Annotated in this window: 25 protein-coding genes; 17 read left to right on the top strand and 8 right to left on the bottom strand. The window is 69.3% G+C overall.

Annotated features, from left to right (window positions below; genetic code table 11):
• The first annotated feature begins 7 nt into the window (after positions 1–7).
• Together ACFWNN_RS29720 and ACFWNN_RS29715 are read left to right on the top strand one after the other, a co-directional pair.
• On the top strand, positions 8–1141 hold the full coding sequence (locus ACFWNN_RS29720; RefSeq protein ID WP_382443226.1) for an MFS transporter: 1134 nt from the start codon (positions 8–10) through the stop codon (positions 1139–1141).
• The gene (locus ACFWNN_RS29715; protein ID WP_382443225.1) at positions 1138–2097 is read left to right on the top strand and encodes a hypothetical protein; all 960 of its coding nucleotides are present in this window, start codon (positions 1138–1140) and stop codon (positions 2095–2097) included. The genes ACFWNN_RS29720 and ACFWNN_RS29715 overlap by 4 nt, the downstream gene beginning before the upstream one ends.
• Here the strand turns inward: ACFWNN_RS29715 and leuA are convergent.
• Complete coding sequence (gene leuA / locus ACFWNN_RS29710) at positions 2078–3901, bottom strand: 2-isopropylmalate synthase (protein WP_382443224.1); 1824 nt, start codon at positions 3899–3901, stop codon at positions 2078–2080. The two genes, ACFWNN_RS29715 and leuA, sit on opposite strands and share 20 nt — an antisense overlap.
• A gap of 323 nt (positions 3902–4224) precedes the next feature.
• Here leuA and ACFWNN_RS29705 point away from each other — a divergent pair, with 323 nt between their 5' ends.
• The 3 genes from ACFWNN_RS29705 to ACFWNN_RS29695 are packed head-to-tail and all read left to right on the top strand — an operon-like array spanning position 4225 to position 5338.
• Positions 4225–4521 (top strand): hypothetical protein, encoded by a 297-nt coding sequence (locus ACFWNN_RS29705; protein WP_382443223.1) that lies wholly within the window; start codon positions 4225–4227, stop codon positions 4519–4521.
• An 18-nt stretch (positions 4522–4539) separates the two neighbouring features.
• Positions 4540–4827 (top strand): hypothetical protein, encoded by a 288-nt coding sequence (locus ACFWNN_RS29700; RefSeq protein WP_382443222.1) that lies wholly within the window; start codon positions 4540–4542, stop codon positions 4825–4827.
• Positions 4828–4837: 10 nt separating this feature from the next.
• Entirely contained in the window at positions 4838–5338 is a 501-nt protein-coding gene (locus ACFWNN_RS29695; protein ID WP_382443221.1) for an NUDIX domain-containing protein, read from the top strand.
• Here the strand turns inward: ACFWNN_RS29695 and ACFWNN_RS29690 are convergent.
• Entirely contained in the window at positions 5324–5884 is a 561-nt protein-coding gene (locus ACFWNN_RS29690) for a nitroreductase family protein (RefSeq protein WP_382443220.1), read from the bottom strand. The genes ACFWNN_RS29695 and ACFWNN_RS29690 overlap by 15 nt on opposite strands.
• Positions 5884–7107 (bottom strand): hypothetical protein, encoded by a 1224-nt coding sequence (locus ACFWNN_RS29685; protein ID WP_382443219.1) that lies wholly within the window; start codon positions 7105–7107, stop codon positions 5884–5886. The genes ACFWNN_RS29690 and ACFWNN_RS29685 overlap by 1 nt, the downstream gene beginning before the upstream one ends.
• 104 nt (positions 7108–7211) lie before the next feature.
• Between ACFWNN_RS29685 and ACFWNN_RS29680 the strand changes: the two genes are divergently transcribed.
• The 8 genes from ACFWNN_RS29680 to ACFWNN_RS29645 are packed head-to-tail and all read left to right on the top strand — an operon-like array spanning position 7212 to position 16155.
• Complete coding sequence (locus ACFWNN_RS29680) at positions 7212–8477, top strand: aspartate kinase (protein ID WP_382443218.1); 1266 nt, start codon at positions 7212–7214, stop codon at positions 8475–8477.
• Complete coding sequence (locus ACFWNN_RS29675) at positions 8474–9538, top strand: aspartate-semialdehyde dehydrogenase (RefSeq protein ID WP_382443217.1); 1065 nt, start codon at positions 8474–8476, stop codon at positions 9536–9538. Before ACFWNN_RS29680 ends, ACFWNN_RS29675 begins: the two co-directional genes overlap by 4 nt.
• A 41-nt stretch (positions 9539–9579) precedes the next feature.
• Positions 9580–10143 (top strand): hypothetical protein, encoded by a 564-nt coding sequence (locus tag ACFWNN_RS29670; protein ID WP_382443216.1) that lies wholly within the window; start codon positions 9580–9582, stop codon positions 10141–10143.
• Complete coding sequence (locus tag ACFWNN_RS29665) at positions 10140–11609, top strand: ADP-ribosylglycohydrolase family protein (RefSeq protein ID WP_382443215.1); 1470 nt, start codon at positions 10140–10142, stop codon at positions 11607–11609. Before ACFWNN_RS29670 ends, ACFWNN_RS29665 begins: the two co-directional genes overlap by 4 nt.
• 10 nt (positions 11610–11619) lie before the next feature.
• Positions 11620–12357 carry a class I SAM-dependent methyltransferase gene (locus tag ACFWNN_RS29660; protein ID WP_382443214.1) on the top strand — a complete coding sequence of 246 codons (738 nt, stop codon included), beginning with the start codon at positions 11620–11622 and terminating at the stop codon, positions 12355–12357.
• On the top strand, positions 12354–13760 hold the full coding sequence (locus ACFWNN_RS29655) for a gluconokinase (protein WP_382443213.1): 1407 nt from the start codon (positions 12354–12356) through the stop codon (positions 13758–13760). Before ACFWNN_RS29660 ends, ACFWNN_RS29655 begins: the two co-directional genes overlap by 4 nt.
• 38 nt (positions 13761–13798) lie before the next feature.
• Positions 13799–14983: an MFS transporter gene (locus tag ACFWNN_RS29650; protein ID WP_382443212.1), complete on the top strand. Its 1185-nt coding sequence runs from the start codon at positions 13799–13801 to the stop codon at positions 14981–14983.
• The gene (locus ACFWNN_RS29645) at positions 14980–16155 is read left to right on the top strand and encodes an MFS transporter (RefSeq protein WP_382443211.1); all 1176 of its coding nucleotides are present in this window, start codon (positions 14980–14982) and stop codon (positions 16153–16155) included. The genes ACFWNN_RS29650 and ACFWNN_RS29645 overlap by 4 nt, the downstream gene beginning before the upstream one ends.
• On the opposite strand, the gene ACFWNN_RS29640 is transcribed toward ACFWNN_RS29645, so the two are convergent.
• On the bottom strand, positions 16131–17183 hold the full coding sequence (locus tag ACFWNN_RS29640) for an alpha/beta hydrolase (protein WP_382443210.1): 1053 nt from the start codon (positions 17181–17183) through the stop codon (positions 16131–16133). The two genes, ACFWNN_RS29645 and ACFWNN_RS29640, sit on opposite strands and share 25 nt — an antisense overlap.
• A gap of 65 nt (positions 17184–17248) precedes the next feature.
• On the opposite strand from ACFWNN_RS29640, the gene ACFWNN_RS29635 reads away from it, so the two are divergent.
• The 3 genes from ACFWNN_RS29635 (at position 17249) to ACFWNN_RS29625 (ending at position 18820) form a co-directional block, all read left to right on the top strand.
• Complete coding sequence (locus tag ACFWNN_RS29635) at positions 17249–17821, top strand: NADPH-dependent FMN reductase (RefSeq protein ID WP_382443209.1); 573 nt, start codon at positions 17249–17251, stop codon at positions 17819–17821.
• Positions 17822–17904: 83 nt separating this feature from the next.
• A complete protein-coding gene (locus tag ACFWNN_RS29630) occupies positions 17905–18327 on the top strand; it encodes an organic hydroperoxide resistance protein (protein ID WP_382443208.1) in 423 nt (140 codons plus the stop codon).
• A gap of 16 nt (positions 18328–18343) precedes the next feature.
• On the top strand, positions 18344–18820 hold the full coding sequence (locus tag ACFWNN_RS29625; protein ID WP_382443207.1) for a Dps family protein: 477 nt from the start codon (positions 18344–18346) through the stop codon (positions 18818–18820).
• Here the strand turns inward: ACFWNN_RS29625 and ACFWNN_RS29620 are convergent.
• Positions 18817–19776, bottom strand: a complete 960-nt coding sequence (locus ACFWNN_RS29620) for a hypothetical protein (protein WP_382443206.1) — start codon at positions 19774–19776, stop codon at positions 18817–18819. The two genes, ACFWNN_RS29625 and ACFWNN_RS29620, sit on opposite strands and share 4 nt — an antisense overlap.
• Before the next feature lie 182 nt (positions 19777–19958).
• Complete coding sequence (locus ACFWNN_RS29615; protein WP_382443205.1) at positions 19959–21770, bottom strand: prolyl oligopeptidase family serine peptidase; 1812 nt, start codon at positions 21768–21770, stop codon at positions 19959–19961.
• A 236-nt stretch (positions 21771–22006) separates the two neighbouring features.
• Here ACFWNN_RS29615 and ACFWNN_RS29610 point away from each other — a divergent pair, with 236 nt between their 5' ends.
• Positions 22007–22489: a GAF domain-containing protein gene (locus tag ACFWNN_RS29610; RefSeq protein ID WP_382443204.1), complete on the top strand. Its 483-nt coding sequence runs from the start codon at positions 22007–22009 to the stop codon at positions 22487–22489.
• Here the strand turns inward: ACFWNN_RS29610 and ACFWNN_RS29605 are convergent.
• Both ACFWNN_RS29605 and ACFWNN_RS29600 read right to left on the bottom strand, forming a co-directional pair.
• Positions 22482–22778, bottom strand: a complete 297-nt coding sequence (locus ACFWNN_RS29605; RefSeq protein ID WP_382443203.1) for an antibiotic biosynthesis monooxygenase family protein — start codon at positions 22776–22778, stop codon at positions 22482–22484. The genes ACFWNN_RS29610 and ACFWNN_RS29605 overlap by 8 nt on opposite strands.
• 10 nt (positions 22779–22788) lie before the next feature.
• Positions 22789–22920 (bottom strand): hypothetical protein, encoded by a 132-nt coding sequence (locus ACFWNN_RS29600; RefSeq protein ID WP_382443202.1) that lies wholly within the window; start codon positions 22918–22920, stop codon positions 22789–22791.
• Between the last annotated feature and the right edge of the window lie 355 nt (positions 22921–23275).

The raw sequence follows: 23275 nt of genomic DNA, 5'->3' as shown, positions 1-23275 counted from the left end.
GGCCGTCGTGTACATCGCAACAGCAAGGCAAGCTCCGGCGGCGGGTGGCACCGGCAGGATCGCGGGCAACGTGCTCGCGCTGGGCGCGGTGTCGCTGCTCACGGACGTCTCGTCCGAGATGGTCACCGCCATCCTGCCGCTCTACCTCGTGCTGGGGCTGGGGTTCTCCCCGCTGCAGTTCGGTGTGCTCGACGGCATCTACACCGGTGTGACGGCACTGGTTCGCGTTGCCGGCGGTCACGCGGCGGACCGCTGGCAACGGCGCAAGTTCGTGGCCGGACTCGGGTACGGGATCTCGGCGCTGGGCAAGCTCGGCCTGCTCGCCGCCGGGACCTCGGCCACCGCGATGGGGCTCGTGCTGGCCGGGGACCGGACCGGCAAGGGCTTGCGCACCGCGCCGAGGGACGCGCTGATCACGTTGAGCAGTGAGCCCTCGGCGCTCGGACGGGCCTTCGGTGTCCACCGTGCCATGGACACCGTGGGCGCGTTCCTCGGCCCGCTGGTGGCGTTCTGTCTCTTGTGGACGTTGCCCGCGCGCTACGACGTGGTGTTCGTGGTGAGCTTCTGCTTCGCCGCCGTGGGGTTTCTGGTCCTGGTGCTGTTCGTGCGGGATCACCGGGACGTGCTGCCACGCGTCGCGGTGTCGTTGCGATCGGCGTTCGGACTGCTGCGGTCCAGGCCGTTCCGGCGGGTCTGCCTGGTCGCGTGCGGGCTCGGCTTCCTGACCTTGGGCGACGGGTTCGTCTACCTGTTGCTGCAGAAGAAGCTGGACGTCGAGCTCGCCTACATCGCCCTGCTGCCCCTCGGCACGGCCGGCGTGTACCTGCTCGCCGCCGTGCCGCTCGGGTCGCTCGCCGACCGGGTCGGGCGGTTCCGGATCTTCCTGATGGGCCACGTGGCACTGGCCGGCGCGTACGTGCTGTTGGTCGGCGCGTCCGGGATTTCGTTGCTCGTAGGGGTTCTGGTGCTGCACGGGTTGTTCTACGCGTGCACCGACGGCGTGCTGATGGCCGTGGCCGGGCCGATGATCCCCGACGAGCTGCGCACGTCCGGTCTGGCCCTGTTGCAGACCGGGCAGGTGCTGGCCCGTGCCGCTTCTTCCGTGCTGTTCGGCGCTCTGTGGACGTGGTTCGCGTGGTGAGGATCCTGATCGTCGTCGTGGCCGTGCTCGCGTTGGGCGCCGGTGCCACCGCCTACGCCCTGCGCTCGCCGGACGCTCAGATCTCCGTCGCGGTGGAGGAGGGGCCGGTCGAGCTGACGTCCGGGCGGCTGATGTTCGTCGACGAGGTGAGCGGGAAGGTGGCCTCGGTGCCGTTGACCTCACCGGGTGGCCCTCGCCGGGTGAGTTCGTTGTCCTGCAAGCGCTTCTACACGGCAGCGGGGAACGGACTCTGCCTCGCGGACGGCTCCGGCCCGTTGCCCGGCACGTCGGCGGTGTTCGTCGACCGGGGGCTGACCGAGCGGAAGCGCATGGCCGTGGCGGGCGTGCCGAACCGGGCGAAGCTGTCGGAGGACGGGCGGATGGCGTCGTGGACGACGTTCGTGACCGGCGACTCGTACGCGCAGGCCGGGACGTTCTCGACGCGCACCGCGATCTACGACCAGGACACCGAGGTGTACTCCAGCAACCTCGAAGGCACGCGGGTCGCGGGCATGAAGACGACCAACGACATGAACTGGTGGGGCGTCACGTTCACCCCCGACGACCGCACCTACTACGCGACGCTCAGCACCGGCGGCAAGACGTACCTGGTGCAGGGCGACGCGACGGAGGAGTCCGCGAAGACGGTGCGGGAGAACGCCGAGTGCCCGTCGCTGTCACCGGACGGCAAGCGGGTGGCGTTCAAGAAGCGCGTGCCGGGCGACGGCGCGCGGCCGTGGCGCCAGCACGTGCTGGACCTGACCACGATGGTGGAGACACCGCTGGCCGAGACCCGTGGGATCGACGACCAGGTCGTGTGGCTCGACAACGACACCATCGCCTACGGCCTGCCGGGAGAGGGCATCTGGGCCGTGCAGGCGAACGGGGAGGGCGCGCCGCGGCAACTGGTGCCGCACGCGTCCTCCCCGTCCGTCGTCAGCGGTGGGCGCGGTTGATCGCCGACACGATCGCGCGGAACGACGCGGCGACCGTCGACGAGTCGATGCCCACGCCCCACAGCACCCGGTCGCCCACGGCGCACTCGAGGTAGGCGGCCGCGCGGGCGTCGTCACCGGCGGACAGCGCGTGCTCGGCGTAGTCCAGCACCCGCACGTCGTACCCGACCGACGCGAGCGCGTCCACGAACGCCGCGATGGGCCCGTTGCCCGATCCCGTGATCTCCTGCTGGTCGCCGTCGATCAGCAGGGTCGCGGTGATCTCCTCGTGCCCGCTGCCGTCCGACGACGCCTTGTGCTTGAGCAGGTACATCGGCACCCGGCCGTGCAGGTACTCCTCCGCGAAGGCGTCCCACATCTCCTTCGGGTTGATCTCGCCGCCCTGCGTGTCGGTGACCTCCTGGATCACCTTCGAGAACTCGATCTGCAGGCGCCGCGGCAGGTCCAGGTGGTGCTCCTGCTTCATCAGGTACGCCACGCCGCCCTTGCCGGACTGCGAGTTGACCCGGATGACGGCCTCGTAGTTGCGGCCGACGTCCTTGGGGTCGATCGGCAGGTACGGGACCTCCCACTGGAAGTCGTCGACGTGCGTCCCGGCTTCCTTGGCGTCGGCCTCCAGGGCCTCGAAGCCCTTCTTGATGGCGTCCTGGTGGCTTCCTGAGAACGCCGTGAAGACCAGGTCACCGCCGTACGGGTGCCGCTCGGGCACCGGCAGCTGGTTGCAGTACTCGACCGTGCGGCGCACCTCGTCGATGTCGCTGAAGTCGATCTGCGGGTCGATGCCCTGGCTGAACATGTTCATGGCCAGCGTCACCAGGCACACGTTGCCGGTCCGCTCGCCGTTGCCGAACAGGCAGCCCTCGATCCGGTCGGCCCCGGCCAGGTAGCCCAGCTCGGCGGCCGCGACGCCGGTGCCCCGGTCGTTGTGCGGGTGCAGGCTGAGGATGATCGCCTCGCGGTTGGCCAGGTTCCGCGACATCCACTCGATCGAGTCCGCGTAGACGTTCGGCGTGGCCATCTCCACCGTCGCCGGCAGGTTGATGATCAGCGGCTTCTCGGGCGTCGGCGCGATGATCTCCTGCACCGCGTTGCAGACCTCGACCGCGTAGCTGAGCTCGGTGCCCGTGTAGGACTCCGGCGAGTACTCGTACCGGAAGTCGGTCTCGGGGTAGTCCTTCTCGATGGTCTTGGCGAACTTCGCGGCGTCCGTGGCGATCTTCTTGATGCCGTCGCGGTCGCTGCGGAACACCACCCGTCGCTGGAGGATCGAGGTGGAGTTGTAGAAGTGGACGATCGCCTTGTTCGCCCCGCGCAGCGACTCGAACGTCCGCGCGATCAGCTCCTCGCGGCACTGCGTCAGCACCTGGATCGTCACGTCGTCCGGGATCGCCCCGTCCTCGATGATCTCCCGGACGAAGTCGAAGTCCGTCTGGCTGGCCGCCGGGAACCCGACCTCGATCTCCTTGAAGCCCATCCGCACCAGCAGGTCGAACATCTTCCGCTTGCGCGCGGGCGACATGGGGTCGATCAGCGCCTGGTTGCCGTCCCGCAGGTCCACCGCGCACCACAGCGGAGCCTTCTCGGCCCGCTTGGTAGGCCAGGTGCGGTCAGGCAGGTCGACTACCTCTACGACCTCGTGGAACGGCCGGTAGCGGTGGAACGGCATGCTGCTGCCCAGCTGCCGGTTCCACGACTGCTGCTCCTCCGGCGCCTTGCGGGAGGGCTTGCGAATCCGACTCGAGCCGGAGCTGTAGGCGTCCGGCGAATCGGGGCTGACGGTGGTGAAGGCCTCGTTGGAGGTCATGGTCCCTGTGCTCCTGCGGGTCGTTGCTCGGGAACGACCGGCGGCAACGCTGAGTCCCGCGACGGGGGGCCGGTCTGATCAGACCCCGTCACGGCAGCGAAGCAGGAGGGAACGCCACACGCCGGACAGCCTAGCCACAGTTGCGGGCCCGATGGAACTCGGAGACCGGATCGTGGGACGCACCGCGGGGTCGCGCCCGTTTTGCCCGACCTTCCGGCGGCGGCCGTCGGACGGCGGATCTGGGGTTGCTCCAACCGGCCTCACCTGCGGAAGTAGGTGAACTTGCAAGTTTTGGGTTGCACGAAGCCGGGAATTGAACAGTCATGTCCAGATTACGTACCACCAGTGGCCGCGGCACGGCTTCCCGCGTGATCAGCGGCATCGGCGCGCTCTTCGCCTTCATCGAGGTGCTCTACATCTTGATGATCATCCTGGGGGCCAACCAGGGGAACGCTTTCTTCAAGTTCATCCAGTCCCTGGCCGAGCCCCTCGCCCTGTTCTTCCCCGGTCTGTTCAACACCGGCAACTACAACCTCGACGTCTTCCTGAACTACGGCCTCGCCGCCGTGTTCTGGCTGATCGTCACGGGTCTGCTGGCACGAGCGGTGTCGCGCTACTGAGTAGTAGATTCCGGCGGTATGCGGACGCGTGTGGTCGGAATCGCCGCCGGAATCATCAGCTGGGTCGGCCTCGCGCTGGCGGTAGTGCTCGTCGTCCACGTCGTGCTCACCGTCGGCGGGGCCAACCCCGACAACCCCATCACCACCACGATCAGATCCCTGGCCGAGCCGATCTCGCTCGCGTTCAAGGACCTCTTCAACCCGCAGGACGCCAAGTTGCGAGTGATCGTCAACTTCGGCCTCGCCGCGCTCTTCTGGCTCGGCGTTCGAGCGATCGTCCTTAAGCTCGTTAGGCGCCTGAACTAGGTTCGAGGACATGGCGCGTGACGACTTTTGCAACAGCTGTGGTGCCCCGTACGCCGACACGGCCGCGTACCCGCGCGCGTGCGGTCGATGCGGTCACATGGTGTGGGCGAACCCATCGCCCGTCGTAGTCCTGTTGGTGCCGGTCAAGGACGGGCACCGCACGGGGCTGCTCACGGTCCGCAGGGCCATTCCGCCGGTCGGTGAGCTGGCGTTCGTCAGCGGGTTCATGGACCGCGGCGAGTCGTGGCAGCAGAGTGCCGTGCGTGAGCTCGAAGAAGAAGCGGGAGTGCGGATCCCACCGGACGACCTGCGGCCGTTGCACTTCGTGTCGACGCCGGACGGGGGAACGGTGCTGATGTTCGCCACCGCGCCCGCCATCAACGCCGAGGACATGCCGCCGTTCGTGCCCAACGACGAGGCGTCCGAGCGGACGATCATCTTCGACTGCGTGCCGCTGGCGTTCCCGCTGCACAACGAGGTCGCGACGAAGTACTTCTCAACCGAGCTGTGACTGGCCCCAGGTACCGGTGAAGACGGTCTCGGACAACGGCAGGCGCGTGCGTTCCCGCTGCTCGCGGACCTGAAGGTCCTCGGGCAGGTCGGAGAGCGCGCCCTGGCGTCCCAGCGCCATGGCCACCAGGGCGCGGGCGTTGTCCGGCAGGCCGAAGACCGAGGCCACGGCCGCCTTGTCGAAGCCGCCCATCATGTGCGCGATCAGCCCGAGGTCGACGGCCTGCAACGCGATGTTCTCCATCGCGAGCCCGAGGCCGAACTCGACGTTGGGGACGTCGCCGCGCTCGTCGGTCGTGACCACGCACCCGACGAGCAGCACCGACGCCCGGAACGCCCACGTCTTGTTGCCGCGGGTCAACGTCTCGAAGATCGCGTCGAACGTCGGCGAACCCCGATGCCCGACGAGGAACCGGCCGGGCTGGGTGTTGCCGTGCGAAGGCGCCCACCGGGCGGCCTCCAGCAGGATCCGCAGATCGGCGTCGGAGATCGTGGCGGCACCGTCGAAGGCGCGTGGGCTGCGGCGCGCGGAGATGAGCTCGTTCATCAGATCGCATACTGCCAAACGGCGAGCGAGTAAGCCCCGAACCACGCGCTGAACAGGGTCGCCATGCCCAGCACCGTCAACACCGTCGAGGGCCGGCGACGAGCCAGCAGCAACGCCAGCGGCAGCAACAACGTGAAGGCCGGCAGCAACAACCGGGCCTTGGAATTCATCAGCCCGTTGGAGCCGATGTCCATCACCAGCACGCCGATCCCGTACACGATCAACGGCCACTCGAGCCGCCGCTGGAACGCGTAGAACACCAGCACGATCGCCAGCGCCAGCAACCAGACCGTGCCGGTCTCCAGCACCGACCGCGGGTTGCCCAGGTGGTCCCAGGCGAACTCCCAGGTGGCCGCGCCGCCGTCGAACTTCGACCCCCACCCGCGCTGCTGCACGCCGAACCAGCCCATGACGTCCGAGGTCTGCACGCCGACCCACCCGAGGTAGCCCAGCAGCCCCAGCGGGGCGACCGCGCCGCCCACCCAGGCCCGCCAGTCCCGCCTGTCGGCCATGACCGCGACCAGCGCGGCGAGTCCGACCGCGACGATCAGCGCCGCCGCGGTGGGCCGGACCAGACCGGCCGCCGCGCAGCACACCCCGGCGAGGATCCAGCGCTTCTTGACCACTCCCACCAGCGCCCACACCGCGAACGCGCAGAACGTCGCCTCGGAGTAGGTCATCGACAGCACGACGGCCATCGGCGACGCCGCGAACAACGTCACCAGGATCAACCCGGTGCGCGAGGACCCGTCCCGCACGATCCGGCCGAGCACGAACAGCCCGTACGCGCAGAACACCCCGCTGATCAGGCTGACCGCGAACGCGGCGCCGACCACGTCCACGCCGGGCAGCCCGTCGACCCACCGGATCAGCGCCGGGTAGCCGGGGAAGAACGCCAGCGGCGTCTCGGCGGTACGGCGGCCGAACGCGTCATAAGGCGGCGCGGGCACGCCGTGGTAGCCGCCGGCGGCGATGCCGAGGAACCAGTCGCCGTCCCACGACTTCAGGTTGCCGATGGACGTGTCGGTCTTGCCGGTCAGCTTGTTCTGGTACTCGACGACGAGCTGCAGGACGAAGAGACCGACCTGCCGGACGACCAGGTAGATCAGCGCCGGAGCCGTCCACAGGGCCGCCGGGTGTCTGAGCGCATCGGCCATCCGCGAGCGCGCACTGCTCTCATGCACGGCTGCTGGGGCCTCCACGACATCGACACCTGACGACACCCGGACAGAGTAGTCACGCGCATCACGGCTCCAGAGTCTCACCAGGTGGTCCGGGTAGGCTGCCTTCGACGTGGGGTTTTAGTCGCGCGAAGGAGGTCAGGTCGGTGGCGCTCGTCGTCCAGAAGTACGGCGGTTCATCGGTGGGAAGCGCCGAGCGGATCAAACGTGTGGCCGAGCGGATCGTCGCGACCAAGAAAGCGGGCAACGACGTCGCCGTCGTGGTGTCCGCCATGGGTGACACGACTGATGAGCTGCTCGATCTCGCCCGCCAGGTCTCGCCGGTGCCGCCAGCACGTGAGCTCGACATGCTCCTCACCTCGGGTGAGCGCATCTCCATGTCGCTGCTCGCGATGGCGATCAACTCACTCGGTGCCGAAGCGCGCTCGTACACGGGCTCGCAGGCAGGCGTGATCACGACCTCGGCGCACGGCAAAGCCCGGATCATCGACGTGACTCCCAGCCGGATCCAGGACGCGATGGCCGAGGGGGCCATCGTGATCGTCGCCGGCTTCCAGGGCGTGTCCCAGGACTCCAAGGAGATCACCACGCTCGGCCGCGGCGGCAGCGACACCACGGCGGTGGCGCTCGCGGCGGCGACGAAGGCCGACGTGTGCGAGATCTACACCGACGTGGACGGCGTCTACACCGCCGACCCGCGCATCGTGCCGAACGCGAAGAAGCTCGACACGATCACCTACGAGGAAATGCTCGAGATGGCCGCCTGTGGCGCCAAGGTGCTGATGCTCCGCTGCGTGGAGTACGCCCGGCGCTACAACGTCCCCGTGCACGTCCGTTCGTCGTTCAGCAACAAGACCGGAACCATCGTGTCCGGTTCAGTGGAGGACCTTCCCGTGGAACAGGCGATGATCACCGGCGTCGCGCACGACCGGTCCGAGGCCAAAATCACCGTGACGGCAGTTCCCGACCACCCCGGCATCGCGGCCAAGATCTTCCGCGTCGTGGCGCAGGCGGAGCTCGACATCGACATGGTCGTGCAGAACGTGTCGCAGGCGGCGTCCGGCCGCACGGACATCACGTTCACGCTGTCCAAGGACGACGGCCCGCGCGCGGTGGCGGCCCTGGAGAAGTCCCGCGGTGAGATCGGGTTCGACCAGGTCCTCTACGACGAGCACGTCGGCAAGGTGTCGCTGATCGGCGCGGGCATGCGTTCGCACCCCGGCGTCACGGCGACGTTCTGCGAGGCGCTGGCCACGGCCGGCGTCAACATCGACATCATCTCCACCTCGGAGATCCGCATCTCGGTCATCTGCCGCGACACCCAGCTCGACGACGCCGTCCGTGCCCTGCACGACGCGTTCGACCTGGGCACCGACGAAGAGGCCGTCGTTTACGCAGGGACTGGACGATGACTGGGCCTGTACTCGCGCTGGTGGGCGCGACCGGTGCCGTCGGCACCGTGATGATCGACATCATGAACACCCGCTCCGACTTCCCGTGGGGCGAGGTGCGGCTGATCGCGTCGCCGCGGTCGGCGGGCAAGAAGATCAACGTGCGCGGCCAGGACCTCACGGTCATCGCGCTCTCGCCCGAGGCGTTCGACGGCGTCGACATCGCGATGTTCGACGTGCCGGACGAGATCAGCGCCGAGTGGGCCCCGATCGCCGCCGAGCGCGGCGCGATCGCGATCGACAACTCCGGCGCGTTCCGGATGGACACCGACGTGCCGCTGGTCGTGCCCGAGGTCAACGCGGACCAGATCGACAACCGTCCGCGCGGCATCATCGCGAACCCGAACTGCACGACGCTGTCGATGATGGCGTCGCTCGGCGCCCTGCACCGCGAGTTCGAGCTGAAGGAACTGGTCGTCGCCTCCTACCAGGCCGCGTCCGGCGCCGGTCAGTCCGGCATCGACCGCCTGTACGCCGAGATCGCGGCGCTGGCGGGCAAGGAAGCCGGTTCCGTCGCGGGTGACGTGGCCGAGGCTCTGGCGGCCGCCGGTCTGTCCGCCGAGGACTCGCCGTTCCCCGCCCCGCTGGCGCTGAACGTGGTGCCGTGGGCCGGTTCGCTGAAGGACGACGGCTGGTCGTCGGAGGAGCTCAAGGTCCGCAACGAGGCCCGCAAGATCCTCGGCATCCCGGACCTGAAGGTCTCCGCGACGTGCGTGCGCGTCCCGGTGGTCACCACGCACTCGCTGTCGGTCCACGCGACGTTCGCGCGCGAGGTCACCGTCGAGGCCGCTCACAAGATCTTCGAGGAGCAGCCGACCATCGTCCTGATCGACGACCCGGCGGCGGGCAAGTTCCCGACGCCGGCGGACGTCGTGGGCGGCGACCCGACGTACGTGGGCCGCGTCCGCCAGGCGCTGGACTTCCCGAACACGCTGGACTTCTTCGTGTGCGGGGACAACCTGCGCAAGGGCGCCGCGCTCAACACCTACGAGGTCGCGGAAGAGCTCGCGAAGCGCCTCTGAGTTCTCGCCCCGCCGCCAGGCCCCGGTAGGGTCTGGCGGCGATGGGGGACATTGAGTGGATCAGGCCGCCCCGCCTCTCACAGGTCGTGGCCGCCTACCAGGGTTTCGCTTTCGGCGCGGGTGTCCGAACAGGACTCGTCGACCAGTTGGTCGCGTGTTCGGCGGAGGACCCGGCAGCGGCGTTGGCGCAGTGGGCCGCAGAGCCCGGCGTGCAGCCCGATCTCGTGTCGCGGCAGGGCGCCCGCGACCTCGGCAAGAACACCTACCGCGGCAAGATCACGTCGCAGGGACCCGGCGCGTTGATCTGGGCTCTGCCCGCCGCCGTCGCCCGGCTCGACGAGGACCGGATTCGCGAGCTCGTCGCCCTCACCCACGGCCCGGACTCGCCGGCTGCCGATGCCGTGATCATGCTGGCCGCGCACCTCTTCACGACCGACGAGCTCGACCCGCCGGACGCCGACCCGTTCACGGCCGCGGGCGCGTTGGCGCAGGCCGTGCGCGGTGAGGGACGTGGCGTGGCACGGGCCGTCGCGGGTGCGTTGGAAGGCGGGCCCGAGCACGACGTCCGGGAGATCGCCGAAGAGCTGTACCGGAGGTCGTGGTGAGCCCGCTGACGCCGATGGAACAGCTGTTGCACGACTACGAGGGTGACGTGGGCGGCTTCGGCCACCACGCGGCGCACGGCGACCTGCTGCTGCCCGGCGAGGTGCTGCTGAGCGAGTCGGACGTGCTGCGCGTCTACACCGACGAGTCACGCCTGCCCGCCGGCGTCGAGCAGTGGATCCGCCTGCCGCTGCACACGATCCTGAGCAGGCTGATCGCCTCCAAGCCGCGCATCCACATCAACGAGGGCCGGTCGTTCGAGGCCGAGTTCGACTTCGTGGAACTGGCGGACGCCGCCGCGCAGCACATGCGGATCTGCGGCTGTGCCGAACGGCCGTCCGCCACCCGCGAGGCCAGCCGCTGGGTCGACGGCGACGGTCGGCGCTTCTTCCTGGTGCCGCACAACAACTCCCGGCTGCGCGGGTGCCTCATCGGTGGTGCGATCGGCGACGCGCTCGGCGCGAACACCGAGAACCTGCCGATGGAGGTCGTCTATGAACGGCACGGCCCCGACGGCATCACCGACCTGCCCGAGAAGCCGGACATCACCGACGACACGCAGATGACGCTGTTCACGTTCGAGGCGGTCATCCGCGCGCACGTGCGGGAACGGATCACCGGCGAACGCGACCTCACCGGCATCACCCAGAACGCCTACCAGCGCTGGCTGCACACGCAGAAGACGCCGTGGGAGAAGGCGCGCGGCGTTCACTCCACTGTGGACGAACCGGACGGCTGGCTCGTCTCGCACCAGGACCTCTTCCGGATGCGAGCACCCGGCCTCACCTGCACGAGCGCGTTGCAGGAGTACGCCCGCACCGGCGAGCAGGCGACGATCACCAAGCCCGTCAACGACTCCAAGGGCTGCGGCGGCGCCATGCGGGTCGCCCCGGTCGCCCTGACCGACGAGGACCCGGTCGTCGTGTTCGCGCTCGCGGCGGCCAACGCGGCGCTGACCCACGGCCACCCGAGCGGCTACCTGTCGGCGGGCGTGTTCGCCGTGCTCGTCCACCAGCTGTTGCGCGGCAAGGCCCTGCCGGCCGCCCTGGACGTCGCCGTCGACTCGCTGGTCCGCCGCGAGGGCCACGAGGAGGTCGTCGCCGGCATCGAGCACGCGCTGGAACTGGCAGCGACCGGCGACCCGAGCGTGGCGAAGGTCGAGGAACTGGGCAGGGGAGGCGTCGGCGACACCGCGCTCGCCATCGCGCTGTACTCGGTGCTGGCCACCGACAACCCGAACGACGCGCTGCTCGTGTCGGTCAACCACGGTGGCGACAACGACTCCACGGCGTCGATGGCGGGCAACCTCGCCGGCGCGCTCTACGGCGTCGAGGAACTGCGCCCCGAGTGGGTCGAGCGCGTGCAGTTCCGCCCGGTCATCGACGCGATGGTGGCCGACTGGGACCTGGAGATCTCGCAAGCCGCGCCGGTGGGCCAGGAGTGGTTCGTCCGGTATCCACCGTCCTAGGGTGAGGTGCATGGCGGAGAGCGACGATCAGTACGACGCGTTGGGCGCGATCTACGAACGCGCCAAGCACATCCCGACCGGCCTGGCCGAACGCGCCACGCTGCTGTCCGCGGTCGGTGACCTGCGCGGCAGGTCGGTGCTGGACGTCGCGTGCGGCACCGGGTTCTACGCAAGGCTCTTCCGCGACCTGGGCGCTGTGAAGGTGCTGGGTGTGGACTCCGCCGGCGAGATGATCGGCTACGCCCGGTACGTCGAGGAACGCGAACCGCGTGGCGTCACGTACGCGCAGCACGACGCGACGGAGCTGCCGGTGCTCGGCGAGTTCGACGTCGTCACGGCCGTGTGGCTGCTCGGCTACGCGGACGACGTGCCCGCGCTCGACGCCATGATCGCGAACCTCACCGCCAACCTCGCCCCGGACGGCCGGCTCGTCGTGCTGGTGCCGAACCCGGACGCCGACTGGGACCTGCTCGCACAGTACGGCCGCTACGGCTACGAGGTCGTCCGCACCGGGCCGATGAACGTGAAGCAGCCGGTCAGGGTGCACGTGCTGGGCGACCCGCCGTTCGACTTCGACTCCTTCTACTGGGAGCGCGGGGTGTTCGACGCCGCGCTCGGCCGGGCCGGTCTGGACGTCGCGCGGCACCCGGCCGTGACGCCGGACGACGAACGCGGTGAGGAGTTCTGGGAACCGCTGCGGCAGTCCCCGAGCTTCGGCGTCTTCACGGCCGTGCGGGGTGCCGCGTGATCGTTCTCGCGGTGGACCTCGGCACGACGGCGACCAAGGTCGTCGCTGTGGACGCGCAGGCCCGTGTGGTGGCCTCGACCGAACGCGCCTATCCCATGCGCACCAGCGGTCTTGAGGCGACGCACGATCCGCGGCAGGTGCTCGACGCGGCGTTCGACGCGTTGCGGGAGCTGGCCTCGGAGGACGTGCGGGCGATCGCGTTGACCGGCGCGATGCACTCGATCATGGGCCTGGACGCGGATCTGAAGCCCGTCACGGATGCCCTGAGCTGGGCCGACAACCGCGCGGTCGAGCAGACCGAACGGCTGCGCGGCACGGCCGAGGGACGCGAGCTGCACCAGCAGACCGGCGCGCCGATCCACTCGTTCACGCCGCTGATGAAGCTCGCCTGGTTCCACGAGAACGGCGTGCGCGCGGCGAAGTGGTGCGAGATCAAGGACTTCGTGCACCTGCACCTGACCGGCTCGTTGCTCAACGAGCACTCGTCCGGCTCCGGCACGGGCCTGATGAACATCCACACGCTGCAGTGGCACGAGCCGTCGCTGGAGTTCGCGGGCGTCACCGCGGACCAGCTGCCGCCGTTGGCCGAACCGACGCACTCGACGCCGCTGACGGCGTCGATTCCCGGGCTGCGGCCGGGGATTCCGGTGATCGTCGGCGGGGGAGACGGGCCGCTCGGCAACCTCGGCGTCGGCGCGGCGACCCCTGGCGCGGGCGCGGTCTCGCTCGGCACGTCCGGAGCGTTGCGCGTCGCCCAGCAGGGACCCGGTGTCGACGAGGAGGGCCGCACGTTCAGCTACGCCATCGGCGAGGGGCTGTGGGTGCGCGGCGGCGCGATCAGCAACGGCGGAGTCGTCGCGCAGTGGGCTGCGGAGACGTTCGGTGTTCCGGTCGGCGAGCTGCTCAAGCAGGCGGAAGAAGTCGACTCCGACGGGCTCGTGGCGTTGCCGTACCTGCTGGGCGAACGTGCGCCGTGGTGGGACCCGACCGCGCACGCCGCGTTGCTCGGTCTTCGGCGCGAACACACCCCTGCGCAGATCACCAAGGCGTTGGTCGAGGGTGTGTGTCAGCAGTTGGCGCTCGTGCTCGACGCGGTGCCCCAGGTGGACTCGCTCAGGATCACCGGCGGGGCGTTCCGCGCCCCGATCTGGGCCCGGACGCTCGCGAACACGCTCGGCATGCCGTTGCACCTCACCGAGGACAGCGGCGGGTCGGCCGTGGGCGCGGCGCTGCTGGCGTGGCGGGCGCTGGACGAGATCGAGTCGCTGACCGTCGATCTGGTCGAGCCGACGCAGACCATCACACCGGACGAGGGGCTCGTCGAGAGGTACGCGCACGCACGGCCGTTCGTCGTGAAGGCCTACCGGGCGCTGGAAGAGCTGTACGGCGAATCACATCGTTAGCAAAGAAAACCTTTTGCTATCCGTATGAGGATGGCGGTGTGGACCTCGCCCCCTTCAAACACGTCCTGATGCTGCCCAGAGTCCGGCCGTTCGCCCTGCTGATGTTCTTCGCGAGGATGCCACCGGCGGCCACCGGCGTGGTCCTGACGTTGCATGTCGCGGTGACGCTGGACCGCGGGTACGGGGCGGCGGGGCTCGTCGGCGCGATGGGCACGATCGGCATGGGGATCGGCGCCCCGTTGATGGGCAGGTTGGTCGACTCGCGCGGCCTGCGGTCGATGCTGGCGGTCAGCGTCACGGCGTCGGCGGCGTTCTGGCTGGTCGCGCCGCTGATGGGCTACTGGACGTTGCTCGTGTCGTCGTTCCTGGTCGGGCTGCTGGGCGTGCCGATGATGTCGATCGGCCGTCAGGTGATCACCGCGCTGGTGCCGGAGAGCCGGCGGCGGGTCGCGTTGTCGGTGGACTCGATCTCGGTCGAGCTATCGTTCATGGGCGGTCCGGCGCTCGGGGTGTTCGTCGCGACGAAGTTCTCCACGAACGCCGCGCTGTGGTTCATCGGAGCCTCGATCCTGGTCGCCGGGGTGCTGCTGTACTGGGCGAACCCGCCGATGGTGCACGAGGACGAGGTCGTCGACGGGCCGCAGCCCCGGCTGTTCGAGTGGCTGCGCGGACGGGTCGTCGGTGTGCTGGTCGTGTGTGTGGGCGCGACCGTCTGCCTGGGTGGCATGGAGGTCTCCGCGATCGCGTCGCTGGAGCACATCGGCAAGCAGAGCTGGCTCGGCGCGGTGTTCTTCGCGATGTGCGCGGCGTCGATCGTCGGCGGGGTGGTCTACGGCGGTGTGAAGCGGGTGCCGAGCGTTCTCGTGCTGCTGGTGCTCATGGCCGCGTTGGAGATCCCGGTCGGACTCGGTGACGGCAACGTGCTGCTGCTGTGCCTGCTCCTCGTGCCGATGAACCTCATGTGCGCGCCGTTGATCGCCGCGTCCGGTGAGCACATCAGCCGGTTGGCGCCCTCCACGGCCCGTGGTCTGGCCATCGGGTTGCAGGGGTCGGCGTTCACCGTCGGCAACGCGATCGGGCAGCCGCTCGCGGGAGTCGCGATCGACCGCGGGGGAGCGCCCGCCGGGTTCGCGATCGTCGGCGTGGTCGGGCTGATCGTCGCGGGGGTGGCGTGGTTGCTGGCGCGTAAACCCGTTGCCAGCCGGGTGACGATGTCCTCGTGAACCTCGCCCCGTTCAAGTCGGTCCTGGCGCTGCCGGGGGTTCGTCCCCTGATGCTGCTGATGCTGTTCGCCAGGATTCCCCCGACGGCGGCGGGCGTGACCGTGACGCTGCACGTCGTGACCACGCTCGACAAGGGGTACGCGGCGGCGGGCACGGTCGGGTTCGCGACCATGATCGGGCTCGGCCTCGGATCGCCGTTGATGGGCAAGCTCGTCGACACCCGCGGTCTGCGGTTCGTGCTGCTGCTGAGCCTGCTCGAAGGCGCGTTCTGGGTGACGGCGCCGCTGATGGACTACTACCTGCTGCTGGTGCTGGCGTTCGCCAACGGGCTGGTGGCCGTGCCGGTGATGTCGATCGGGCGGCAGGCGCTGACGGCGATCGTGCCGGAACCCCAGCGCAGGCCCGCGTTCTCGCTGGACTCGATCTCGGTCGAGCTGTCGTTCATGGTCGGGCCCGCGGCGGGCGTGCTGATCGCGACCAAGTTCTCGACCGGCACGGCGTTGATCACGATCGGCCTGGCGATCCTGACCGCGAGCGCCGTGTTGTTCGCGGTGAACCCCGTGCTGCTGCACGAGGACGACGTCGTGGACGGGCCGCCACCGCCGTTGCGGACGTGGCTGCGCGGGCCGATGATCGCCGCGTTGATCATCCCGTTCGGCGCCACGATGGTGTTGTCCGGCATGGAGATCTCGGCGATCGCCTCACTGGAGCGGTCCGGTCAGCAGGGCTGGCTGGGCGTGATCTTCGTGGTGATGTGCGCGGCGTCGGCGTTGGGCGGGCTCGTCTACGGAAGTTTGAAGGTGGTGCCGACGGGCGTGGTCCTGCTGGCTGCCATGGCGTTGCTGGAGATCCCGGTCGGGCTCGGCGACGGCAGCGTGCTGCTGCTCGCGCTGGCGTTGATCCCGATGAACCTGGCGTGCGCGCCGACGATCACCGCGTCGTCCGAGCTGATCGCCAAGAGCGCGCCCCCGACGGCTCGGGGGCTGGCTCTCGGCCTGCAGGGATCCGCGTTCACGTTCGGCGTCGCCGCAGGTCAGCCGCTCGCCGGGCTCGCAGTCGACCACAGCGGCCCGCCACTCGGGTTCCTGGTGGCAGGCCTCGCCGGGCTCGTGATCGCTCTCGTCGGGTGGGTGTTGTCGCGGCAGCGTCAGGCGGTCTCCTCGACGTCCTGAGCGGAGTTGGCCAGCGCGAAGCCGGTCCGCAGCGCGCCGACCGCCTCGGACACGGCCTCGCGGAAGATCCCGCCGACGCCCAGCACGTTCGCGAAGCCGTGGAAGAGGCCCTCGTGCCGGCGCAGCACGACCGGCACGCCCTCGGCGGCCAGCCTTTCCGCGAAGGCCTCGCCCTCGTCGCGCAACGGGTCGTAGCCCGCGGTCGCGATGTAGGTCGGGGGCATCTTCGACAGGTCGTCGGCGAGCATGATCGACAGGCGCGGGTCGTGCCGGTCCTTGCCGCCCTCGGTGTACTGGTCGAGGAACCAGTCCATCTTCTCGTCGGTGAGGAAGAAGCCGTTGCCGAAGATCTCGCGCGACCGGCGGCGGACCGACGCGTCGACGCCGGGGTAGAGCAGCAGCAGGAACGCGAGGTCGATCTCGGCGCCGTGGGCCGCGACCGCCGCGAGGTTGCCGCCCGCGCTGTCGCCGCCGAGCGCGATCCGGCGCGGGTCGATGCCCAGGTCCTCGGCCTTCGCGACGGCGTAGCGCAGCACCTCGGCGGCGTCGTCGGCCGCGGCGGGGAAGCGGGCCTCCGGGGCGAGCCGGTAGTCGGCCGCGAGCACCCGGACGTTCGCCTCCCTGGCGAGGAAGCGGCACAGGTTGTCGTGGCTGTCGAGGCTTCCGGTCACCCAGCCGCCACCGTGGTAGAAGATCAACAACGGCGAGCCCTTCGCGAGCCCGTCCGGCGTGTAGAGGCGCCCGGCGAACTCGCCGATCGTGAGCTCGCGCGCCACGACACCGGTGATCCGCGGACCGGAGACGAGCTTCGAACTCAACTCCAGGTCGAGGCGGCTCTCGGATGCTGTCCTCGTGCGCCAATCCGTCCCGGACAGCTGCTGGAGCCTGAGCAGCAGCTGCGCCTCGGGGTGCAGGTCCTGACCGTCCAGGCGGATCGGGGTACCGGCGATGAGGCGGCGCACAGGGCCGGGAAGACCGAACGCGAAGCGCAGAGCACCGGCGAGCACGGTCGCCTGGAAGTTCGACATGTGTTGCACGTTACTCGCGAGTAGCGCTGGATCTCCAGTTATCTGGAGGTGGAAGGATCGTTGTCATGACGGTGACGGTGGTGGGCATCGGGGGCTCGATCAGGAACGACTCGCAGTCCGAGAGGGCGTTGCGGGTCGCTCTGGAGGGCGCTCGGGAACTGGGTGCCCAGACGATCCAGTACAGCGGGCCTGACCTGGTTCTTCCCTTCTACGACCCGTCCGTGCCAGACCGCACGGACGTGGCCATGCGGATGGTCGAGGACCTGCGTCGCTGCGACGGCGTGATCGTCGTGTCGCCCGGCTACCACGGCACCGTGTCCGGCCTGGTGAAGAACGCCCTGGACTACATCGAGGACCTGCGCGACGACGACCGCCCGTACCTCGACGGCCGCGCCGTGGGCACCATCACCGCCGCGTACGGCTGGCAGGCCGCCGTGAACACCCTCTCCGCCGTTCGCTCGATCGTGCACGCGCTGCGCGGCTGGCCCACGCCGCTGGGGTCCGCGATCAACTCCGCGCAGGTCAAGTTCGACGGCGACGGCGCCTGCTCGGACGTCGACGTGGACCGCAACCTGCGCACCATCGGCCGTCAGGTGGCCGAGTTCGCGCTGCGTCGTCCCATCTCGGACGTGAACTGAGTCACCTTCGGGCATTTAAGTCGTGCACGATGCGTTCTCCCTGAGTGAAAGGCTTTTAGTTCACTGACTCAAGGGAGAGCGGAATGGAAGCGCTGTACACGGCTGAGGCGACTGCTTACGGCGAAGGCCGCAACGGCGAGGTTCGTTCATCCGATGGTGTGATCGACGAGATCCTGTCGGTCCCGAAGGAGATGGGCGGCCCCGGCGGCGACCACACCAACCCTGAGCAGCTGTTCGCGGCCGGGTACTCGGCGTGCTTCAACTCCGCCATCGCAGCCGTCGCGCGCGCCGGGAAGATTCAGGTCGCTACTTCCGAGGTAACCGCCAAGGTGAGCATCGGGTCCAACGGCGCCGGCGGCTTCCAGCTCGCCGCCGAACTCGCCGTCCACCTCCCGGGGCTCGACCAGGCGGTCGCGGAGAAGCTCGTCGAGCAGGCCCACCAGGTCTGCCCGTACTCGAACGCGACGCGCGGCAACATCGAGGTGGCGCTCACCGTCACCGTCTGAGGAGGCGCGTTTCACCATGGCCAAGAACCCGATCACCAGCCCGCTCGCTGACGCCGACCGCGATGCCGTCGGCAAGATCCTGCAGGCAACCCTGGTCGACCTCGTCGACCTGTCCCTGATCGGGAAGCAGGCGCACTGGAACGTGATCGGCAAGAACTTCCGCAGCGTCCACCTCCAGCTGGACGAGCTCGTGGTGCTCGCCCGCAACGCCGCCGACCAGGTGGCGGAGCGGGCGGCCGCCCTCGGCGTCACGCCGAACGGCAAGGCGAAGACCGTCGCCGAGTCGTCCGGCGTGCCCGAGATCGAGTCCGGCTGGCTGAAGGAGGACCAGGTCGTCGCCGCCATCACGGCTTCACTGGCGTCGCTGATCTCCCGCATGCGCACCCGCATCGACGAGGCCGACAAGCCCGACCTCGTCACCCAGGACCTGCTGATCGGCATCACGCAGGACCTGGAGCAGGCGCACTGGATGTGGCAGGCCCAGTCGGCCTAGCCGGCCTGGGACATCAGCAGGCGGATGGCCCGTTCCTCGACGGAACGGGCCTCGTCCACTTTCCGGGCCAGTTCGCCGTAGTCACCACCTCGGGCGATCTCACCCCACAACGCCCCTGACTCGCGGAACTCGTCCGCGCCGGGCAGTCCGGCCTCGTCGAGGAAGTCCGCGTACAACGGCCGGGTGGCCTTGGGCGCGGTGTACTCGACCTCCAGGCAGTCGTGCAGCCGCTTGTGCACGATCGAGGGGTCCTCGGCCCACCGCTGGGCCCAGCCCTTCTTCCCCTTGTCGCGCAACTGTTCCGCGAGCTTCCGCATGCCGCTGAACCCGAAGTTGACGTCGAAGTTGTTGCCCAGCACCGGCCCCGTCAGGTGCTCGCACGTCATCCGCACAGCCGCGGCCACATCTGGCTCGCCCGCGCGTTCGCCGATGCTGATCATCTCGTGCTTGCCGGCACCCCAGCCCGTGAGGAAGTCCGCGATCTTGCGGACGTGCGTGCCGCGGTCGAGCACGGTCACCTCGTCACCCTCGACCCCGAGCACCGCGACCGGGTGCTTCTCCCTGCCCAGCGAGCAGATCACCGGCCCGTCCGCGCTCCGCAACTGCCCCTCGGCCTTGCGCGCGGACGTCGTGGACGTGACCTCGTGCGCGATCCCGGCGTGCGCGAGCGCGGTGGGGATGAACGGCGCGGGGTGGTGCCGCGCGACGATCGTCATCATCGGCGCGTGCCCCTTGTACTCGAACACGAAGTACATGAACCCGATCCCGCCGGCGAGCCCGGCGAGCATCGCCTCGGACCACTCGCCGTCGAGCACCTCCCACAACAGCCAGGAGTCGTGCATCTGACCGGTGGGCCGCGCGTCCTTCAGAACGTGCCTGCGCGCGGTGCTGTACGACTCGCCGGTGCGCTCCATCCGGGCGCGAACCAGGCGCTTGAACGACTTCTGCTCGGTCATGACGTGCCTCTCGCGGACGCGCAGCAGCCGTTCCCCACGCCCAGCTCTGCTCGTCCGGGCTGCGTGTACTCCGCACACGACCGACCGGCGCCGGGAGGACAGGAGTCCCCTTTGCCTCCGCGACGCCGGCCAGCGTGGGTGACCGATCAGGAGGTGAGGCGCTCGGCAGCGCCGTCACCAGGTTACTTCGCGAGGTGCCTCCGCGCGAAGTCCACTTCGGCCGCCGTCTGCCGCATGGTCTCCGCGACCACCAGCGACCCGTGCCCGGCGTCGTAGCGGTACATCTCGTACGCGTGCCCGCGAGCGGCCAGCGCGTCGAGGTAGTTGTCGATCTGCCGGATCGGGCACCGCGGGTCGTTCTCGCCCGCGAGGATCAGCACCGGCGCGGTCACCTGGTCGACGTAGGTGAGCGGCGAGCACTCCTTGTAGAGCTCCGGCAGTTCCTCGGGCGAGCCGCCGAACAGCGCGCGGTCGAACGCCCGCAGCGGTTCCATCTCGTCCTCGTAGGCGGCGAAGTAGTCCGCGACGGGGACGCCCGCGACGCCGACGGCCCAGCGCGACGGCTGCGTGCCGATGCCGAGCAGGGTCAGGTAGCCGCCCCACGAGGCGCCGCTGAGCACCGACCGCGCGGGGTCGGTGAGGCCCGACTCGATCGCCCAGTCGTGGACGGCGGCGATGTCCTCCAGTTCGGTGATGCCCGGCCGGCCCTCGATGGCGTCGCGCCACTTCGAGCCGTAGCCGCTGGAACCGCGGTAGTTCACGTGCACCGTGGCGAAGCCCGCGTCGAGCCACACGGCGCGGTACGCGGAGAAGCGGTCCTCGTCGGAGGAGTGCGGGCCGCCGTGGATCAGGAACACGGTCGGGAACGGGCCTTCGCCCTCGGGCTTCGAGACCATGGCGTGCACGTCGCCGACGAACACGTCCTCCAGCGGCAGCGACGTCGCGGGGACGGCGCCGGCGGGCTCGACCAGGACGCTCTCGGTGCCGTCGGTGGCCAGCGCGCGGATGACCGTGGACCTCTCGGCGGACGACCAGGAGTACTCGATCGTGCCGTCCGGGCGGACGCCCGCGGAGCCGATGACGCCCGGCGCGGTGTCCAGAGTGGACAGTTCGCCGGTCGTGAGGTCGTAGCGGTGCACGGTGTTGCGGGCGTGGTGGGTGTGCACGATCAGCAACGCGGACGCGTCCGGGTACCAGTCGGCCGCCACCTCGCCGGGCAGGTCGACGACGATCTCGCGTTCGGTGCCGGCGGCGACGTCCCAGATCAGGAGCTCCTCGCGGCCGCGGCGCTCGTGCAGCACCAGGAGGCGCTGGTCGCCGCGCACCGGGCTGAACGAGATGGCGTCGAGGCCCTTGCCCTTGCCGTCCCACTTCTCGCCGACGGTCTCGCCGGTCTCGGCGTTGAGCGCGCGCAACGCCATGTGCCGGTTGTCGCCGTGCTCGGAGTGCGCGATCACGACGATCGACTCGTCCTTGGCGAGCGCCGTCACGCCGGCGTCGTTGACGTGCTGGTAGAGCACCTCGCTCGTGCCGTTGCGGTGCAGCCAGACCGTGGTGCCGTCGTCGGTGGAGGCGGCCACGGCCGTGACGGTGCGGCCGATCTCCAGGCCCGCCGGGTAGCCGGGGGTCACGTCGGCGACCGCGGGTTCGGCCTTGCTGCCGTCGGCCCGGAACGGCTCGCGGACCCAGATGCCGAACTCGTCACCGTCGTGGTCGTCGAACCACCAGATCTCGGTGCCGTCGGGGTTGAGCGTGGCGTGCGACGTGCCGTTCGGGCGGTCGGTGACCTTGCGGTGCTCGTCCGTCGCGCGGTCCCAGGAGTAGATCTCCCACACGCCGCTCGCGTTGGAGACGTACAGGGTGCGGTCCGGTGCGTCGTCGGCCCAGCCGGGCAGGCTCATGCGGGGAGCCGTGAACCGCTCACGCCACCGGGTCTCGGCGGCGGGGTCTTCGAACAGCTGGTCCGGAATGGCGGGAGAAGGGTGCGTCGTCACGGTTCAACACTAGAGTCAGCGGCTGCTTCTGGGGGGATGCCGCAGGACACAACCACCGCCTCGGGGCATCGCCGCGCCGGCCGTGGCCGCGGAGGCCATCCCGACGGCGCGGCCGTGGATTGTTGCGAGGCACCAGCTGTCTTTGTCGCAGGGCCACCGACCGAGAGCGCGCCGCTGATTGGTTGATCGAGCCAGAAATGCTAGGTGTGCGGCCCCGCGAGCGTTAACGTTGAGGCATGTCCGAAACGACGACGGAACGCCTCGCCGGGGCGGCCACGTTGGAGGAAGTGCAGCGGGTCGTCCGCACCACGGCCCGATCCGCCCTGGTAGCGCACGGTGCGACGCTGGTGCTGCTCGACGGCGACCTCTGTTATTACGCCGACGAGGACTCGATGAGCCCGCTGTGGAAGGGCCAGCGCTTCCCTGCGGTCAACTGCATCAGCGGGTGGGCGATGATTAATCGTCAAACCGTGGCGATCAGGGACATCCGCTTCGATTCGAGGATTCCTCAAGAAGCGTATCGACCGACATTTGTGCGGAGCCTGCTGATGGCTCCGATCCTGCGCCCGGAACCCATCGGCGCCATCGGCTGCTACTGGGCCGTCCCGCACACCGCGACCGAGGCCGAGACCGAGACGCTCGAGTCACTGGCCCTCGCCGCCGGCGACGCACTGGAACGCTTCCCGGAAGGCCTGCCCGCACGGGGCTTCATCAGCTGACGTGCCGGAAGTGCCGCAGCACCAACGGTTGCTGGAGGTACTCGTCCTCGTCGGGGAAGGTCACCGCGTCGGTGCGCCACCCAGGACCCGCGTAGTTCTCGAGGGCCTGCTCGTCGCGCCACCGGCTCACGTACCGCACGACCAGCGGGTCGTCGAGGTCCACGAGCACCTCGTGCCCCACCAGCCCGTCGAAGGTCTCGGGGAACGTCCGGACGAGATCCCGCACCCGAGCCACGAACTCCTGCTCCCGCCCCGGCTTCACCAGGGCCTCGGACACACGCGTCAGCACGGACAAGAGCTTAGGACCGGCCGAGCTCCTCCTCGAAGATCCGGTCGACGGTCCGCGAGGCGCGCGACAACGACCGGACCGCCAGGAACACGACGGCGAACCCACCGGCCACCATCAGGGTGACCCAAGCAGAAGTCAGCATGTAAACGATCCCCAGGGACTGCAACACCACAATTGCCTTGGCCGCTAGGACGACCCACGACCTGTGAGAGGGATTGGCGGCGGAGGCGGAGTCCATCACAAGCATCTCCCGATTTATTCAACGAGGCATGAACCACTGCCTACGTCGTTTGGATCTAGTTAGCCGTTACGCAACGTAAGTGGAACCGTCAACCTTCACTCGTAAGGGTTAACGCTACGTGGTCGTTCCGTATCATTTGGTCGGGAACGATGGCGCAGTGTCATAGAAGTACGGTCCCGTCTGCGGCTGCCCGTGTCGAGACGCATCACACGATCGGGTGGCTTATCGGGAACTCCGATGTCCTTTTCCGTGACCG

Source organism: Lentzea sp. NPDC058450, assembly GCF_042721395.1.
Lineage (GTDB): Bacteria > Actinomycetota > Actinomycetes > Mycobacteriales > Pseudonocardiaceae > Lentzea.
Note: the sequence above shows the minus strand (reverse complement) of the source record. Positions and strands in the feature narration are given on the sequence as shown.